Source organism: Halovivax asiaticus JCM 14624 (assembly GCF_000337515.1).
In the GTDB taxonomy this organism is placed as follows: domain Archaea; phylum Halobacteriota; class Halobacteria; order Halobacteriales; family Natrialbaceae; genus Halovivax; species Halovivax asiaticus.
The window spans coordinates 1-15,848 of record NZ_AOIQ01000007.1; the positions used below are offsets into that span (position 1 = coordinate 1).

Here is a 15,848-nt window from a genome sequence, read left to right on the forward strand (position 1 = left end):
CCTTGCCAGCCCGCTCAGAGATGTGTATAAGAGACAGCGCCGGTGCCGACGCCGTGAGTCAGGGCGTCGTCGACGTACTCGGCCGCCTCGGCGGCCGCACAGAGCTCCGTCGCGACGACGTGGCGGGCGTTCGCGAGCGCTGTCCGAGCGTGATCGGCTGCCTGGGCGCTCATGCTGACGTGATCCTCCTGACCGCCGGAGACGGGTGTGTTGTCCGTCGCGGCGCGACCCAGCGAGCGGTTCTCGTTGACCAGCGACGCGGCGGTGTACTGGGCGATCATGTAGCCCGACTCGACGCCACTCTCGGTCGCCAAGAACGGTGGGAGGTGGTCCTCCTGGAGGTTCGGGTTCAGGAGGCGGTCGACCCGTCGCTCGCTGATAGCGGCGAGTTCGGTCAGCGCCGCCGTGATGTAGTCGAGTCGGAGCGCGAGCGGTTCGCCGTGGAAGTTGCCGCCGGAGAGGACCGCCGCTCGATCCGTCCCGCTCGCACGTGGATCGGCATCGTCGGCGTCGAAGACGAGCGGGTTGTCCGTCGCGCTGTTGAGTTCGATCGCGACGGCTTCGCGGAGGTGGGCCACGGCCTCGCGAACCGCGCCGTGGACCTGCGGGAGACACCGCAGCGAGTAGGCGTCCTGCACCCGATCGCAGTTCCGGTGGGACTCGACGATCTCGGAATCGGCGGTCAGTGACCGGATTCGCTCGGCACTCTCGCGGTGGCCCGAGTGGGGGCGAACCTCGGACAGCACGGGGTGGGAGGGAACCGTGGATCCCATCGTCACCTCCGTCGTGAGTGCGCCGGCCGCGTCGGCCGCCTCGACGACGCGTTCGGCGTCGACGACGAGCAACGCCGCCAGGCCGACGGTGAGTTGCGTGCCGTTGATCATCGCCAGCCCCTCCTTCGGGGCGAGCGACAGCGGGTCGAGCCCCGCGGTCGCGAGCGCCTCGTCACCCGGGAGCCGCCGACGGTCTGTCGCTGGGACGTCGGCTCGGTCGGTGGCCGCGCCCGAATCGCGGCCATCGGTCGCCCCATCGCTCTGGTCGACGATTGCCTCGCCCTCGCCGATGAGCACGAGCGCCATGTGCGAAAGCGGCGCGAGGTCGCCGCTAGCGCCGAGGCTACCCCGGGACCGGACGACCGGGTGGATCCCCTCGTTCAGCATCGTCACGAGGTGGTCGACGACGATCGGGCGGACGCCGGAGTGGCCCTTCGCGAGGGCGTTCAACCGGGTGACCAACATTGCGCGCACGGCCTCGCGACCGAGTTCCTCGCCGGCGCCAGAGGCGTGACTCCGCAGCAGGTTGTGCTGGAGTCGTGCGAGTTCGTCGGGTTCGATCCGCTCGTCGACGAGTTCGCCGAACCCGGTGTTGACGCCGTAAACTGGCTCGCCCGAGGCGACGACGTCCTCGATGCGCTCGCGCGCGGTCTCGACGTTCGCCATCGCCTCGTCCGTCAGTTCGACGGGCGCGCCGAGTCTGGCGACGCGTTCGACGTCGGCTGGCGTGAGTGTCTCGCCGTCGACGCGAACGGGGTCGTCGGCGCCCGTCGTCTGCCGGGTCCGCTCGGTGGGCTCACCCATGGACGCGCTCGCCTCCCTTGAGGACGGTGTCGACGCGATTCACGCCGAAGCTGTAGGGAACGTGGACGTAACTCGGCGCGTCAAGTACGAGCAGATCGCCGGGAGCGCCGGGCCGGATCGTTCCGCTGTCTGTGGGAACGCCGCTCGCTCCACCGTCGCCGGCGTCGAGTGCTCGCGCGCCGCCGCGGGTGGCCGCTGTAAGCGCGGCTTCGGGGGTCATCTTCATCTTCGCACAGGCCAGCGCGACGGTAAACCCCATCGACTGTGCGTGGCAGTTAGGGTTGAAGTCGGAGGCCAGCGCGACGGTCGCACCCGCCTCGCGGAACTGCGCCGGATCGGCGTACTCCGTGTCGAGCGAGAACGCCGCCGCGGGAAGCAGGGTCGCCACCACGTCGGCCTCGGCGAGCGCCGCGGCGTCCTCGTCCGTCGCGCGCAGGAGGTGATCGGCGCTGACGGCCCCGACGTCCGCCCCAATCTGGGCGCCGCCGGTGCGGGCGAACTCCTCGGCGTGAATCTTCGGGGAAAGTCCGTGTTCGCGACCCGCTTCCAGAATCCGGCGGCTCTGTTCCGGTGTGAACACGTCTTCCTCGCAGAAGACGTCGCAAAAGGTCGCGATGCCCTGGTCGGCGACGGCCGGGAGTTGCTCGTCGATCACGCGCTGTGTGTATCCAGCCGCATCCTCGCCTTCCGGAACCGCGTGAGCCCCCATGAACGTCGGAACCACGTCGACCGGATGTGACTCGCCCGCCCGGTCGATAGCCGCGAGCAGGCGAAGCTCCGTCTCGCGGTCGAGCCCGTAGCCGGATTTGACCTCGATCGTCGTCGTGCCGTGTTCGAGAGCCGCATCGAGCTGGGCCGTCAGGTTCGCGACGAGTTCGTCGTCGCTCGCCTCGCGAACGGCGCGAACGGTTCGGAGGATGCCGCCACCCTCGGCGAGGATCTCCTGGTAGTCGGCCCCACGAAGCCGGGCGGCGAACTCGTCGGAGCGATCGCCGGCGAAGACGCTGTGGGTGTGTGAGTCGACGAAGCCGGGGATCACGCTCTGGCCAGTGGCGTCGACGGCCGTCCCGGCGTTCGCCGGCGGATACTCACGCGTCACCTCGTCCGTGGGCCCGACGGCGGCCACCGACCCGTCGACGATCGCGACGGCGGCGTCCTCGTACCGTTCGAGGGTCACGCCCGTGCCGGTGGCGTCCGAGTCCGGACCGACGACGATTTCCGCGGTGTCGTGGACGACCGCGTCGAGCTCAGACACGGGCCTCACCCCCGGCACCGTAGCCGGCGAGGGCGTGCGCGACCGTCCGCGCGGCCGCCCGCGCCGTCCGAGTACCGTCGTCCAGGCCGGGCGCGCACTCGACGACCTCGAACCCGGCGAGACGGTCGTCGTCGCAGGCTTCTCGCACGCACGCGAAGAGTTCGCGTGCGGTGAGGCCACCGGGCGTCGGCGCGCTGACCCCCGGGGCCGCCGGCGCGTCGAGGACGTCCAGGTCGACGCTGACGTAGAGATGGTCGACGCCGGAGAGCGTCCGCAACGCCCGGTCGAGCGCCGCGTCGCGATCCTCGCCGACGGCCTCCGCGGTCACCACCGCACCGCCTTCGCTCTGGAGCCACTCGACGTACGTCGTCGACGTCTCGAAGTGGCGTGCACCGACGACGGCGTAGGCGTCGAGGCCGCGGTCGTGTAACTGCCGGTAGGGCGTCCCGGAAGACGGCCCGTCCGCGGGCTCGCGCACGTCGAGGTGAGCGTCGAAGTTGAGGACGCCGACCGACCCCGACTCGAGGAGGGGCGCGACGTTCGGGACGGTGAGCGAGTTGTCGCCGCCGAGGAAGACGGGCAAGGCGTCGGTCGCGTGGAGGCCGGCGGTCACCGACTCGGTGAGTGCCTGGACGTCGCCGACGTCTGCTTGATCGTCGAGGTCGACCGTGTCGGTCGGCCACGCGACGTCGCCAAGGTCCCCCATGCGCCCGACGGGGCCCGCGTCGACGTGATGCGTCTTGACGCCGGCCAGCGCCTCGCGAATCGCACCGGGCCCCTCACGAGCTCCGCGCCGGCCGATGACGGCGCCGTCGTAGGGCTCGCCGAGGAGGACGGCGTCGAACTCGCCTGCGGTCGTCACGTCCGCCGGTGTGCCCGCCGCGTCCAGGGTCGCGGACTCGATCACGTCGCCGAACGTCTCGTCGTTCGGATCGCTCGCCGGCGACTCCCAGGCCGGTGGGGCCGAAATCGTGGCTTCGGCCATCAGTCATCACCTCGGTCGCGCATGGGGATCGCGACGTCCGACTCGCGAGCGGTGTCGAGAGCCTTCTCGTAGCCCGCGTCGGCGTGGCGGATCACGCCCATCCCGGGGTCCGTCGTGAACACGCGCTTTGCGGTCTCGGCCGCCTGCTCCGTCCCGTCGAGGACGACGTGGTTGTTCGTGTGCAGGGCGTTGCCGATGCCGACGCCGCCCCCGTCGTGGACAGAGACGATGTCCGCACCTGCCGCGCAGTTGAGTAGCGCGTTCAGGATCGGCCAGTCGGCCACGGCGTCGGTGCCGTCGCGCATGGCCTCGGTCTCGCGGTTGGGACTCGCGACGGAGCCGGCGTCCAGGTGATCGCGGGTGACGACGATCGGCGCTGCGATCTCGCCCTCGCGGACGAGGTCGTTGATCCGCAGGGCGAACCTGGCGCGCTCGGTGAGTCCGTCGTCGTCGGTGGAGTACCCCAGCCAGCACACCCGCGATGGCAGTCCCTGGAACTGCACCTGCTCCTGAGCGAGTTCGATCCAGCGCCGGAGCGAGTCCTTCTCGGGGAACAGATCGAGGACGGCCTCGTCCGTGCGGAAGATGTCCTCGGGATCACCTGAGAGTGCGGCCCAGCGGAAGGGGCCGCGGCCCTCGCAGAACTGCGGGCGGATGTACGCCGGGACGAAGCCGGGGAAGTCGAACGCCGTTTCCATCCCGCGTTCGTCTTGCACCTGGCCGCGAATGTTGTTCCCGTACTCGAACGCGATCGCGCCGCGATCCTGCAGGTCGAGGATGGCCTGGACGTGCCGTTCCATCGTGTCGATGCTCTCAGCGACGTAGCGGTCCGGGTCCTCGTCGCGGAGCGTGTCGGCCTCGGCGACGGTGTACCCCGACGGATAGTAGCCCTCGAGCGCGTCGTGCGCGCTCGTCTGGTCGGTGACGATGTCGGGCACGAACTCACGTTCGAGCATCGCTTCGAGCATGTCTGCGGCGTTCACGTGGACGCCGACGCTGTACGATTCGCCCGCCGCGGCGGCCGCCTCGGCGCGCTCGATGGCTTCGTCGAGGTCGTCGGTCTTCTCCTGGCAGTAGCCCGTCTCGATCCGGCGGTCGATGCGCTCCTCGTCGACCTCCGCCGCGATACAGACGCCGCCGTTCATGGTGACGGCCAGTGGCTGGGCGCCGCCCATCCCGCCGAGTCCGCCGGTGACGACGATGCGGCCCTCGAGATCCGTCTCGTCGTACTCTGCGCGTGCGAGCGCGGCGAGCGTCTCGTAGGTTCCCTGGATGATCCCCTGCGTGCCGATGTACGCCCACGACCCCGCGGTCATCTGGCCGTACATGATCTTCCCCTCGGCCTCGAGTTCGTGGAAGTGCTCCCAGTCGTCCCACTTCCCCACGAGATTCGAGTTGGCGATCAGTACCCGCGGCGCGCGTTCGTGGGTCCGAAAGCGACCGACGGGTTTGCCGCTCTGGACGAGCAGGGTCTCGTCGTCCGCGAGATCGCGCAGTTCCTCGACGATGGCGTCGTAGGCGTCCCAGTTCCGGGCCGCGCTCCCGGTCCCGCCGTAGACGACGAGTTCCTCGGGTTTCTCAGCCACCTCGGGATCGAGGTTGTTGTTGAGCATTCGGAGGGCGGCCTCCTGACGCCACCCCTCGCACTCGAGCTCGGTGCCAGTCGACGCACCCTGGTACGCCCGCCAGGTGTCGCTTGGCTCACCACGGTCGAACGACTTGGAAGCGTCCTGCATACCTGTCTCTCGACCGCGTCCGTCAAAACGTCTCACCCCACCGCACGGAGGTGGGTTGAAGTATATCCGGGACGAGTCGTCTGCATGCACGAAGCGACGTTCCGCCTCGAACCCGCCGGCCCGTACGGCGAGTCGACGGCCGGGACCGACACCACTGTCGCACTCTGGTGTAACGACCACGCGGATCTGCTCTCGATCCGCGGCGACGCTAGCGCCGTCCTCGCGGCCGTCGACGAGCGAGTCGGCGTCAGCGATCGAATCGACCGTGGCGATCGAACCCTGGCCGTTACTGCGGACTGCCTCGGCGAGGAGGGTGGCACTGTGGATCGCTCTCTCCGGCGGCATGGGTGTCTCCTCGTCCCGCCGCTACGGTACGAACGCGGGACCAAGCTCGTCCGGGTACTCGCCCTCGACCCGGGAGATCTCACGGCGCTCTACCGCGATCTCGTCGACGAGAGTTCGGTCACCGTCGAAGCGAAGCGCTCGTTCGACCAGCCGGACGCGGGTGAAGACCGGGGGCAGTCCCCGTTCGACGCGGCGCCGACGCTGTCACCACGGCAACGGGAAGCGCTCACGATCGCCCACGAACGCGGCTATTACGAGCGACCGCGCGAGGTGACCGCCGAGGCCATCGGGGAAGATCTGGACGTCACCCGTCGGACGGCCGCCGAACATCTCCGACGCGCCGAGCAGAAAGTGATCGACGCGTACGTCGAGCGGTCGGCGCACCGGTAACGAATGCAGTCGAGGATAGAAGCGGCCTGTCGGAGTTTGCAAGAGGCAAAATTCGACGTTCTCATTTCGGAACCCGGTGTTGATTCCACACACTAACCAGTAACTATATTATCCTTCACGTCATCCATCCGAACGGAAGCCCCATCCGTCGGGTACGAAAGTGCCCCGGGTGTTAGAGCACCCGAGACGTGGCTTCCAAATCGCGCTCGGCAATTTGGTTGCCATGTTCCGAAAGACACCTTCGAGACAAAAAGGTCTCGCACGCCCGTTGCCTAGAGAGTCGTATCGCTACCCGTCGCTGAGCTTCGCTTTCGGGGATTGGGGGCCGAGTCACTTCGATCGGTCCAAGTCATCGGACCGGGAGGCGCTCGGATGAAATCCGTCGAGCGAGAGCGCGGCGGAGCTGGCGATGTGTCTCGCGATCGGGAGTGCTATCGGTGTGATCGGGACGTGGCACCGGCGCGGCTCTTTCGGCTCGTTGCCGAGCCGCCGGCCGCGCTCGCGCACGACTACCAGACCGCGGAGCGGTTTTGCTGCCCGGATTGCGCCGCCGCGATGAACCTCTCCGAGTTCTCGGAGCGGTTGAAAGCACGCGCTCGTCGGGGTGAGAAGTCGCCGGGCAGGTGACTGGTCGAGCGGCGCGGTCGGAGATTAGACGGTGACAAAGTGCTTTGCGTTTTGGTCCCGAAAACACTCTATGGGACGCGATTTAGACGACGTGGATCGAAGCATCCTCTACCTGCTTCAGCAGGATGCTCGAACCACGACCGCCCAGGAGATCGGCGATCAGGTCGGCGTCTCGGCCAGCACCGTCCGCAACCGGATCGACGCCCTCGAAGCCGACGGGATCATCCGCGGTTATCATCCGGAAATCGACTACGAGGCAGCCAACCTGCCCTTGCAGGTGACCTTCGTCGTGACTGTGCCACCCACCGAACTGTCCAGCTACTCCGAGCAGGTTCGAGGGGTCCAGGGCGTGATCGACGTCAGAGAGATGCTCACCGGTCGTCGGAACATCCAGGTCGACGTGGTCGGGACGAGTACACGCGATATTACGAGAATCACCGATTCCATCCACGAGATCGGTGCCGAAATCGAAAGCTCGGAGATGATGCGTCAGCGCCACGTGCAGCCGTTCAACCACTTCTTCCTGCAGGGGACAGATGATATGAGCGCACGTGCGGACGATTCCGAAACCGACTGATCGGTGACGGCGCTAATGCTACCCGTTTCGGAATTCCACAGTATATGAGGACCACATTCGCTCTAACACATCTTTTGATCGCAAATCCGCAGTTATAACGCACTAAGCTGCGGAATACGGAATTTGTCTATATACACTCACAACAGCGTTATCCGTGTCTTGAGTCAACTAGTACGAGAGGACATACCCGCTGAAGGTCTCGGCCGTCCTTCGGGGGTTGACATCTTCGGACACACAGTATGAACGACAAGGCATTCGATGCGCTAGAGAACGAAGATCGCCGAAATCTGTTACTCGCGCTCCTCGAACACAATCCCCAGACCGTCCCCACACGATCCCCTGTGAGCGAACAGGTCACGTCCGCGGCCCCCGACCAGCAGTTCCAGACCGCGATGTACCATAAACACCTCCCCAAACTCGACGCGTACGGCTTCATCCGATGGGATACGGAGACAGACGAGGTCGTCAAAGGGCCGGAGTTCGAAGACATTCGTCCGCTCCTCGAAGCGATAGTCGACAAAGAGCGCTGAGTCGACAAGAAAACGCCAGTGTGGCCTCGTAACTGCACTCACCTGTCCGTGTGAACTACCCGACGCGGCCCGTTCACGGCGGCCTCGTTCGCGGTTCTCGATTCGGTTCGAACCGCGCGGCACTCAGGATGGATGGGCTGCGACTCGCGTAATTCGAACCTCAGTTCGATTGCCGCTGCTCGCGAATTGCTCGCAGACACGTCTCTCACTATCGTTCGCAAAACCGAGAGACTCACTGACGTTCGTCTCTCGCATGCGAGGGTTGGGATTTGAACTACCTCCAGACGGTCCTGCTCGCTCACTCCGTTCGCTGTGCGGGCTGCGGCTGGCGTTCTTCAAATCCCGCGTCACACAGACACGTCTCTCACATTCGTTCGAGACGGTATGCGAGGGTTGGGATTTGAACCCAAGGACCCCTACGGGAGCGGGTCTTAAGCCCACCGCCGTTGGCCTTGCTTGGCTACCCTCGCGGGAATGCATCCGTTGATTGCCGGGGGGTGTGGATGTGCGTTTCGGTGTCGAACGAACCGGGGACGGTGCTGAAGCGGTTTTTTGGTGAATATTTGCCGGTGGAAGGAGTGAAGCGACTGGGACGTGGCAACCGGTCCGAAGAGAAAAACGTCGGCGAAGCGGACCCCCATCAGCTTCACCGACCCCCCATCCCTGACTCTCGTCAGGCAGTTCGACGGTCGGGGTCAAGAACCATTAATATTTCTATTCAGTCCGAAGCGGAATGCAGGGAGTGGGACTTACACGTCGTCGAGGGTGACGGAGTCGATCGTGATCGGGTCGGTGGGTTTGTCGTTGGCGTCGACGTCCGTCGAGCCGATGTCGCGAACGACGTCCATGCCGTCGGTGACCTCACCGAAGACGGCGTGGCGGTCGTCTAAGTGGGGCTGGGCGTCGAGGGTGATGAAGAACTGCGAGCCGTTCGTGTTGGGGCCGGAGTTAGCCATCGAGAGTTTGCCGGGCCCGTCGTGGCGGAGTTCGTCGTGGAACTCGTCGTCGAACTCGTAGCCCGGGCCGCCGCGGCCGGTTCCCGTCGGGTCGCCACCCTGGACCATGAAGCCCTCGATGACGCGGTGGAAGGGGACGCCGGCGTACAGCGAGTCACCGCGTGTCTCGCCGGACTCGGGGTCGGTCCAGGTCGTCGTGTCCGGCGCCGGCTCGTCGTCGGCCGCCGGATCGTGCTCGGCCAGGTTCAGGAAGTTCTCCACGGTTCGCGGAGCCCGCTCTTCGTACAGTTCGATCTCGATGTCGCCCTCACTCGTGTGCAGGGTTGCCGTTGGGTTTCCCATGTCCGCGCCGACGGGACGGGCGGTGAAAACGGTGGTGATTCGACGAACCCGCGAGACGCCCACCCGCGGCGTCGAACGTGGTCACCAGCCGTAGGACTCGTGGACGGTGAGTCCCTCCTCGAGCAGGACGGGACCGACGACGTCGGTTCGGTCACTCAGGACATCCGCCGCACGAACGGAGGGCGTCCCCCCGGTAAGAACGGCGAGGTCGTCGGCGCCGACGCTGTAGACGACCCGGGCGAACCCGGCCGTGGCCATCCCGCCGGCGCACATCGGACACGGTTCCGTGCTGGTGTACATCACCGTCTCCGCGCGTTCCTCGGGAGTCATCTCGCGGACCGCCAGGTGGGCGAGGTGCAGTTCCGGGTGCCGGCGGATGTCGTCCTCGGTGACGATACGGTTCGACGCCTCGCGGACGATCTCGTCGTCTCGAACGAGGACGCTCCCGAAGGGCTCGTCACCTCGCTCGGCGGCCTCGCTGGCGAGCGCGAACGCCCGACGCATGTGGGAATCGTGGTCGAAGTCGTCCAGGGAAACAGCCGTCACAGTAGTCGACGATTGGTCGCCACACGGAAGGCGTTCACGCTCGCTCAGTTCCACCAGACGGACTCGCGGACCGATACCTCTCTTCGACGTGACCAGTTCCCCATACGTACATACCGCCGTCCGTGGAAGACCGTATCATGGCCGCAGGCACGCACACTGCAGCGCGCATCTCGCTGGCGACGCTCCCCTCCGGCGTCGAGGTTGCGACGACGATTCACACCTACGATGGGGCGACTGACGGTCCCACGCTGTACGTTCAGGCCGCCCAGCACGGCCGAGAGGTCAACGGAACGGCCGTCCTCCGTCGGTTTCACGATCGGGTCCCGCGAAACGGCCTCGCCGGGCGAATCGTGGCCGTTCCCGTCGCGAATCCGCTCACGTTCGATCGCGTCTCCTACACCACGCCCGAGATCATCGACAGCGTCAACCCGAACATGAACCGGGTCTGGCCGGGTGACGACGAGGGATCGCTCCACCAGCGCATGGCGGCGACGCTGTGGGAGTACGTCGAGACCGCGGACGCCGTCGTCGACCTCCACACCGGCAGTCCCGACATGTACCCGCACGTCGTCTATCTCGACGGAAGTGATCGGTCGCGCGCACTCGCCAACGCGTTCGGCACCGACCTCTTGCTGGGCGAGGAAGCCGGCGAGGACGCCACCGACGAGTGGCATCGTCGCGGCTTCGCCGGCAAGCTCCGCGTGGTCGCCGACCGCGAGGGGATCCCGTCTATCACCCCCGAACTCGCCCACAATCGCGAGATCGTCGACGACGTCGTCGAGGCGGGTGTCGACGGCCTGCTCGACGTCTGCCGACATCTCGGAATGCTCGACGGTTCCGTCCCGGCACGAGACCAGACCGTCGCCAGAAACCACCTCGGGCAGGTCACCGCGTCGGCGTCGGGACTGTTCCGCCCGAAGGAGACGCTCGAACTCGGCGACTCGATCCCAGCCGGCGCCGCTATCGGGACGGTTTACGATCCGACGACGTACGAGACGCTCCAGAACGTCGCCACCGATCGCGCGGGGATCCTGTACGCGCTCACCCGGGAGGCGACCGTCACGGCTGGCGACAAACTGGCGAGCGTCGCGATCGTTCGAGACGAGTGACCACGGTGGGCATCGATGGGGCGGTGTTCGAGCGGGAGTGAGGCGGCCGTCACCCGTCACGCGGCGTCGTCCGGCCACGTCATGATGGTATCGAAGTTACCTGGGGGAATCGGCCCGTCGAGAAGGGGATCGTCGGTCTCGACCATCCAGGTGTGGAGTCGATCGGCGAGTTCACGTCGGCGGTCCTCGTACCGAGGCTCGTTCGCCACGTTGTCCACCTCGGTCGGGCCCTCGTGGAGGTCGTAGAGTTCTTCGAACGGGCGAATCGGGACGGCGTAGGCCTCGCGAACTTCGCGCCCGGACTCGCTCGCGAAGACGTCTCTCGGAAGGTACACCCGCGGGAGGTACCAGAAGTTGCGGATGTACTTGAATCGATCAGTCCGAACGGCGCGAATCGGGTTGTACATGTCGTGCCAGGTCATCTCGAGGAAGAGTTCCTCGCGGTGGTCGTCCTCCCCACCGCTGAGCAGCGGTCGAAAGCTCCGGCCGTTGACCGCAGTCGGCAGTGGGACGTCGAGCAGATCGAGCAGCGTCGGGGTGACGTCGACGTTGCTGACCAACTCGTCGAACTCGCGACCGCCGCTCGCCAGTTCGGGGTGGGACATGATCAGCGCGGCTTCGACCCCGGGATCGTAACACGTCCCTTTCGCACGGGGGAACGCGATGCCGTGTTCGGTTGTGAAGACGACGAGCGTTTCCTCGTCGAGGCCGGTCTCGTCGAGGCACGTCCGAATGCGGCCGATGGCGTCGTCGATCGCGTAGACCATGCCGTGCATCTCAGAGAGGTCCTGCCTGATCCCACGGCGATCCGGAAGGTACGAAAGCGGGCCGACATCGTCGGGGTCGTCGGCGTCGTACCGGTCGCGCTCGAAGCCATACCGACCGTTTGCCTCTTCGACCCGGTGCAGTTCGAAGAAGCCCACCGACGCGAAAAACGGTGCGTCGAACGCACGCTTCTCGAGGAACGTCGTCACGACGTCGGTCACGTTCACGGCCCGGTTGACCTGGTGGACGCTGGGCGAGACGCCCGGGTACAGATTCCCCTCGGAGTGGACGTACTCGTATCCCAGCCGGTCGGTGTCCTGCGTGATGTGCTGGAGCCCGAAGAGGTGAGTTTCGTAGCCAGCCTCGGCGAGGTACTGGGGCAGGATGCGTTCGTCGTCGTCCAGCTCCCACTCCCCGTGAGCGAGCCCCATGAGGCCGTTGACGTGCGGATAGCACCCGGTCATGAGACTGCCACGACTGGGCGAACACTGCGGCGCCGTCCCGAAGTGATTCTCGAATCGAACGCCCGCCGCCGCGAGCGCGTCGACGTTCGGCGTCTCGATCGGAGCCCCGTAGCAGCCGAGATGCTGGCCGAGATCGTGGCAGTGGATCAAGAGGACGTTCGGCGTCGCCGTTGCCATACGCGGCGAACCACGACTGCCGGCAAAACTGTTGGCTCGCCTCGCCGAACGTGAGCCGACTTCGGACCCGCGGTGGCCATCATCAGTCTGACGCGGACAGCCGGTTGGGACTCGACGAGGGGGATTCCCCCCAGTCGCGAGGCAGACCGAATCGGTGGTCCGGGACGCTACTGTCACCTATGTACTCGACCGAGGCAGTATTTTTCGAACGTATACAACATATAAAATACCATGAATGACAGCGGTGCACGGTTCATCGCAGCAATGACAGCTACCGATGCACCCGAACGACCTGAATCGAACGCGGACAACCGACGACAGTTCTTACAGGCACTCGGCCTGACCGCGACCGCCGCAGGGCTGGTCCAGACTGCAGCCGCGGACACGGACGACGACACCATCGTCGAAACGGAGGCAGCCGGGCTCGTTCCGCTGACCCACGGCGTCGCCAGCGGTGACGTGACCGACTCGACGGCCGTGGTGTGGGGACGGGCAGACGGCAACGCGACGATTCAAGCTGTCTGCGTCCCGAAAAACGGTGATGGCGGCGTCGGGACGGCACGAACGAGCGTCGACGAGACGACGGACTTCACCGGCCACCTCGAGATAACCGATCTCGCCTCCGCGACCGACTACCGGTACATCGTGGTGGCGACGAAGGCAGACACGGCTCCCGAATCGCTCGACGGAGCCGATACCGAGACGGTCCGCCGCGTCTGGCGAGAGCGTGAGGGGCGAACACAGACCGCTGGGATCGAAACCGGGACCTTCCGGACGGCGCCAGCACCCGACGAAGCGGAGCCAGTCCGGTTCGCCTGGAGCGGCGACACGTGGGGCTACGGTGACGATCCCATCGAGCCGCCGTTTCCCGGCCTGCAGACGATCGCCGAGCAGGCGCCCGACTTCTTCCTCTATCACGGCGACACGATCTACGCCGACGCACAGACGCCGGCCGGCAAGATTACGGAGGACACACCGATCGACGACTCGCTGGCGATCTACCGCGAGAAGTACAAGGAGATGCGGGTCCCGCCGGCCGAGATCGCCGAGCGGACGAACCTGAAAGAACTCCTCCGGACGACCTCGGTCTACACGGTCTGGGACGACCACGAGGTGATCAACAACTTCGCCGGACCGATCGAACCGTTGATGCCGGACGGAAGGCGGGCGTTCCGCGAGTACTGGCCGCTCGACCGTGATGACGAGGCAGCCCCCGGCACGTCGAACCGGTTCTACGACTCGTTCCGGTGGGGGAAACACCTCGAACTGTTCATCATCGATACGCGCCAGTACCGCGATCCGAACGTCGACTTAGACGCCAAGTCGCTGCTCGGTGACGAACAACTCGCCTGGCTGAAGGACGCGCTTGCCGGCTCCGACGCGACCTGGAAAGTGCTCGCATCCCCGGCACCGCTCGGGTACCCGTCGGATTCGTGGGCGACGCCGTCGGACAAGACCGGGTACGAGTCGGAACTCCTGGACCTGCTCGAATTCGTCCAGAGCGAGGAGATCGACAATCTGGTCACGATCGCCGGCGACGTGCACAAGTCCGTCGTGGGCGGGTACGATCCGGACGACGACGGTACCTACGAGTTCGTCGAGGGGATCGCCGGCCCGCTCGGCGCACCGTCCGGTGTGCCGGACGACCTCTACGCGCCGCTCAACCCGACCGAGTTCTTCGCGAAGGGCGAGTACACCAACTTCGGCGCCGTGGAGGTCGACGAGTCTGGCGAGACGCTCACCATCACCATCTACGCCGACGACGGCACCGAGCAGTTCGCGAAAACCGTCCACACGGACGACATCGACCCCAGTCGCCCCGACCGTGACCGGATCGAGAGCACGTTCGACGACGGCCCGGATGGCTGGCTCGTCTCGCAAAACGGTGGCAGCGACCACCCCGCACACCGGACGACGGGCGGCAACCCCGGCGGCCACATCACCGAAGCGGAAAATCAGGGCGGCATCGCGTGGTACTATCAGGCGCCGTTCAAATTCCTCGGCGATCGCGAAGCCTTCTACGGCGGGACCCTCTCGTTCGACTGCAAGCAGGCGGAGATCGACTGGCAGTTCGACGCACACCCGATGGAGGGCGGGGACGTGTTGCTCGCGAGCGGAGAGACCAAACTCGTCTACGAGTTTCGCGGAACCGGCAGTAATCCCGGAACCGAGTGGACCACGTTCGACGCACCCCTCACTGCGGAGGCCGGCTGGATCGATCTGACCAGCCACGATCCGTTCGCGACCGAGGAGACGTTCCGCGACGTTCTGGCCAATCTCGACACCCTCCGCATCCGTGGCGAGTATCGCTCCGGTGACGACCGCAGTTTCCTCGACAACGTCGTCCTCAGGAAAGCGGACTGAAGGGCGATCAGATCACCTGACACCCGATTCGAGCACCTGACCCCGCCGTGATGCGGTCCCCCTGCTCGCCACACGGCCCTCCAGGCCGACACGCCGGTAAAACCGAATCGGTACCCCTCCAGTCGGATTTCGAGTCGGTCCAGCACTCATCGTGACAACGTTCTAGTTTTCCGCTACAGTCTACCCAACAAGCTCCATCCGGCTCATCGTCCGGCGGTAGGGTATACGACGAGTCGGGTGGCGAGATATCACACGGCGCGGTGATCGGAGAGACGTCACACCGCGAGTCGGTCGGCGAGTGACGCAGCCTGGTCGGTGAGTTGCGTCGTCGTCTCCGATGCTGTCTCTAAGTGCGACGTGATCGCACGATACAGGTCGGCGGTATCGAGTTCGCCGGTCGCGTCCCGCCACCGCTCGGCCGTTCGAGCGGGTTCCCCACACGCTGGACAGGGGTCGCCGTCGAGGATCGACTCCAGGCAGACGTGGCAGCGTCCTTCCACGGAGACGGCGGTCTCGACGAGGTCGAGAACCGTTCGAAGCTGGTGCTGGAGAGCCATCGCGGTGGTCAGGACATTTTCGAACGCCTCCACGGTGGGCTGGCCGAGATCCGTGTTGGCCAGGACGAGTTCGGAGACGAGGTGTTCGACCGCCGACGAATCGAAGTCCAGCGGGTCGAGTGCGGACCGCTCGACGCCGGCAGCCGCCAGGTGGCGGTCGACGACGGCCAAGCCGAGAGCGCTCCGTCGCCGCCCGTCGCGGTACTCGCGACGGACATCGGCATCGTCGAGCCCGCCGGTCGTCTCGGTCGCGAGCGCCGCAACGTCCGCGACTACGCTCCCCTGGGTCTTCGTTACGGTCCGGAGGAACGCCATCCCCCCAGCGGCAGGGTCGGCAGCCAGGCGATCTCGCCACGCCGGGGTCGCCCCGTCGAGGAGTGCCGCACAGTCGGCACAGACGGTCACCATTTCGGCCCCGCTGTGGCGTTCGCCGGCATCCCAGACGGACGCATCGGGATCGCGATCGGCCGTCAGGGCCGCGTCGCAGTTGACGCACCGGCGCCCGTCACGGTCGAGGACGTCGATCGGGTCAGTCACGACCGTCTC

At 66.2% G+C, this 15,848-nt stretch carries 14 protein-coding genes and 1 tRNA gene; 6 read left to right on the top strand and 9 right to left on the bottom strand.

Features of this window, described 5'->3' with window-relative positions; translation table 11 throughout:
• Positions 1–14: 14 nt before the first annotated feature.
• The 4 genes from C479_RS03690 to hutU are packed head-to-tail and all read right to left on the bottom strand — an operon-like array spanning position 15 to position 5,553.
• Positions 15–1,577: an HAL/PAL/TAL family ammonia-lyase gene (locus C479_RS03690; RefSeq protein ID WP_007698018.1), complete on the bottom strand. Its 1,563-nt coding sequence runs from the start codon at positions 1,575–1,577 to the stop codon at positions 15–17.
• Entirely contained in the window at positions 1,570–2,832 is a 1,263-nt protein-coding gene (hutI, locus tag C479_RS03695; protein ID WP_007698022.1) for an imidazolonepropionase, read from the bottom strand. The genes C479_RS03690 and hutI overlap by 8 nt, the downstream gene beginning before the upstream one ends.
• On the bottom strand, positions 2,825–3,817 hold the full coding sequence (hutG, locus tag C479_RS03700; RefSeq protein WP_007698024.1) for a formimidoylglutamase: 993 nt from the start codon (positions 3,815–3,817) through the stop codon (positions 2,825–2,827). The genes hutI and hutG overlap by 8 nt, the downstream gene beginning before the upstream one ends.
• Entirely contained in the window at positions 3,817–5,553 is a 1,737-nt protein-coding gene (hutU, locus tag C479_RS03705; RefSeq protein WP_007698026.1) for a urocanate hydratase, read from the bottom strand. The genes hutG and hutU overlap by 1 nt, the downstream gene beginning before the upstream one ends.
• Positions 5,554–5,637: 84 nt before the next feature.
• Between hutU and C479_RS03710 the strand changes: the two genes are divergently transcribed.
• From C479_RS03710 to C479_RS03725, 4 genes are all read left to right on the top strand, one after another.
• Entirely contained in the window at positions 5,638–6,288 is a 651-nt protein-coding gene (locus C479_RS03710) for a helix-turn-helix domain-containing protein (protein ID WP_007698028.1), read from the top strand.
• A 372-nt stretch (positions 6,289–6,660) separates the two neighbouring features.
• Positions 6,661–6,915, top strand: coding sequence for a hypothetical protein (locus tag C479_RS03715; RefSeq protein WP_007698031.1), 255 nt, complete (start codon positions 6,661–6,663; stop codon positions 6,913–6,915).
• 70 nt (positions 6,916–6,985) lie between these two features.
• The gene (locus tag C479_RS03720; RefSeq protein ID WP_007698033.1) at positions 6,986–7,492 is read left to right on the top strand and encodes an Lrp/AsnC family transcriptional regulator; all 507 of its coding nucleotides are present in this window, start codon (positions 6,986–6,988) and stop codon (positions 7,490–7,492) included.
• Positions 7,493–7,731: 239 nt separating this feature from the next.
• Positions 7,732–8,022, top strand: coding sequence for a DUF7344 domain-containing protein (locus C479_RS03725; protein WP_007698036.1), 291 nt, complete (start codon positions 7,732–7,734; stop codon positions 8,020–8,022).
• Positions 8,023–8,407: 385 nt separating this feature from the next.
• On the opposite strand, the gene C479_RS03730 is transcribed toward C479_RS03725, so the two are convergent.
• From C479_RS03730 to C479_RS03740, 3 genes are all read right to left on the bottom strand, one after another.
• Positions 8,408–8,492: transfer RNA gene (locus tag C479_RS03730), tRNA-Leu, on the bottom strand.
• A gap of 279 nt (positions 8,493–8,771) precedes the next feature.
• Positions 8,772–9,320: a peptidylprolyl isomerase gene (locus C479_RS03735; protein WP_049907057.1), complete on the bottom strand. Its 549-nt coding sequence runs from the start codon at positions 9,318–9,320 to the stop codon at positions 8,772–8,774.
• A gap of 81 nt (positions 9,321–9,401) precedes the next feature.
• On the bottom strand, positions 9,402–9,866 hold the full coding sequence (locus C479_RS03740) for a nucleoside deaminase (RefSeq protein WP_083893790.1): 465 nt from the start codon (positions 9,864–9,866) through the stop codon (positions 9,402–9,404).
• A gap of 137 nt (positions 9,867–10,003) precedes the next feature.
• On the opposite strand from C479_RS03740, the gene C479_RS03745 reads away from it, so the two are divergent.
• Positions 10,004–10,975, top strand: coding sequence for a succinylglutamate desuccinylase/aspartoacylase family protein (locus C479_RS03745; protein WP_007698045.1), 972 nt, complete (start codon positions 10,004–10,006; stop codon positions 10,973–10,975).
• A 56-nt stretch (positions 10,976–11,031) separates the two neighbouring features.
• Here the strand turns inward: C479_RS03745 and C479_RS03750 are convergent, their stop codons facing one another.
• Positions 11,032–12,381: a sulfatase family protein gene (locus C479_RS03750; RefSeq protein WP_007698047.1), complete on the bottom strand. Its 1,350-nt coding sequence runs from the start codon at positions 12,379–12,381 to the stop codon at positions 11,032–11,034.
• A 264-nt stretch (positions 12,382–12,645) separates the two neighbouring features.
• On the opposite strand from C479_RS03750, the gene C479_RS03755 reads away from it, so the two are divergent.
• The gene (locus tag C479_RS03755) at positions 12,646–14,745 is read left to right on the top strand and encodes an alkaline phosphatase D family protein (RefSeq protein ID WP_049907059.1); all 2,100 of its coding nucleotides are present in this window, start codon (positions 12,646–12,648) and stop codon (positions 14,743–14,745) included.
• A gap of 275 nt (positions 14,746–15,020) precedes the next feature.
• Here the strand turns inward: C479_RS03755 and C479_RS03760 are convergent, their stop codons facing one another.
• Positions 15,021–15,839 (bottom strand): hypothetical protein, encoded by an 819-nt coding sequence (locus C479_RS03760; protein ID WP_152415793.1) that lies wholly within the window; start codon positions 15,837–15,839, stop codon positions 15,021–15,023.
• Between the last annotated feature and the right edge of the window lie 9 nt (positions 15,840–15,848).